Source organism: Bartonella senegalensis OS02 (assembly GCF_000312545.1).
Lineage (GTDB): Bacteria > Pseudomonadota > Alphaproteobacteria > Rhizobiales > Rhizobiaceae > Bartonella > Bartonella senegalensis.
In genome coordinates, this window is the sequence record NZ_HE997553.1 from 1 (window position 1) to 1189 (window position 1189).

At 33.6% G+C, this 1189-nt stretch carries 1 protein-coding gene; it reads right to left on the reverse strand.

Annotation, left to right across the window (positions count from 1 at the left end; genetic code table 11):
• Positions 1 to 210: hypothetical protein (locus BN200_RS08350; protein WP_034989466.1), on the reverse strand; the 210-nt coding region annotated here is incomplete at its 3' end.
• Between the last annotated feature and the right edge of the window lie 979 nt (positions 211 to 1189).

Genomic DNA, 1189 nt, shown 5'->3' on the forward strand with positions numbered 1-1189 from the left:
CCTATCTTCATCATGCTCCTCAGCCCATTCCGAATAAGTCTGAACCTTTTCGTATTCCTGCTTTTGTAAGGGGTCTTCAGAGAAATAATCCTTCACAAGGTTTTCAAACAGCGTTCCCAATTCACGGGGTGATTTTGCTTGATCACGATAAGATTGTAAGAGAGAGCGTAGCGTGACTTGTTTGTTATCAGACTTAACAGATTGAAGCATATTATAACAGAGCTCCATTTTGGTATGAGAGGGTTAATTCTCTTCAAAAGAATCCAAATGAAGCTTATTAAATCCATTTTGGATGAATTGAGAAAAAAATGCAGAAAAATGGACAAAAACGGATAAATTTTTTCAAAAGGGATTTTAAAAGGCTATGTATCCACAGCCTATGATGCAAGTCAGATCAGCACAGTAGTGAAATTTGCTATTTATTTGATGCGTTAATCAAGATAAATGCACTACGTGTTTAAAAACATCAGAATGATCATTTTGATAGGTTTTATGAATCATTGAAATGATCACTTTTGTCAGTTCAATTTACAGACACAAACTGACAAATATATATTTACAGTTGTATTTATTTGTTATGTCTGTTTTAATAAGTTGTATCTTGAAAATTGAAAAATAATGTTTTTATTTTTTACCATTTGAAAAAAATGCTATAGGGTCTAGAGTGAACTGACAAGACTGACAAAACTCTTTATTACAAAGTTACTCAGATCATTTGCTTTTGGAGAAAAGTTCCTTGATGAGAAGGCCATAAAAAGAGTTTTGCGTGGTTGTCTTAAGACTTCAAAAGAGATTTCTTTATTGTTTGCTATGATAACTTTTGACTAAGGGATGCAAATGAAGAGCATGATCTGTAGTTTATTTATGCGCGTTATCGAGTGCAGGATAGGGGTGAGCAGAGAATTTATTCTCTCTTATTGATGGATGTATTAAGGCATTAACTGGGAATATTGTTGCCATAAACATTGACTTACTAAACAGTTTTGGTTACATGGTTAACAATATATGTATGGGGGAGGGGGCTTCACACAATTTAAATCAAGCAGGGTTTTGGTGCAATTTGTTTTGAGTTGCAGAGATATGCACGCTTATTAAAAGCATAACAGAACATGGTCATAACCGTTTGAGTGATAGAAACTCATAAGGCGTTTTTAAACTAACGCTTCTTAGTTAATAAATGACAAAATGC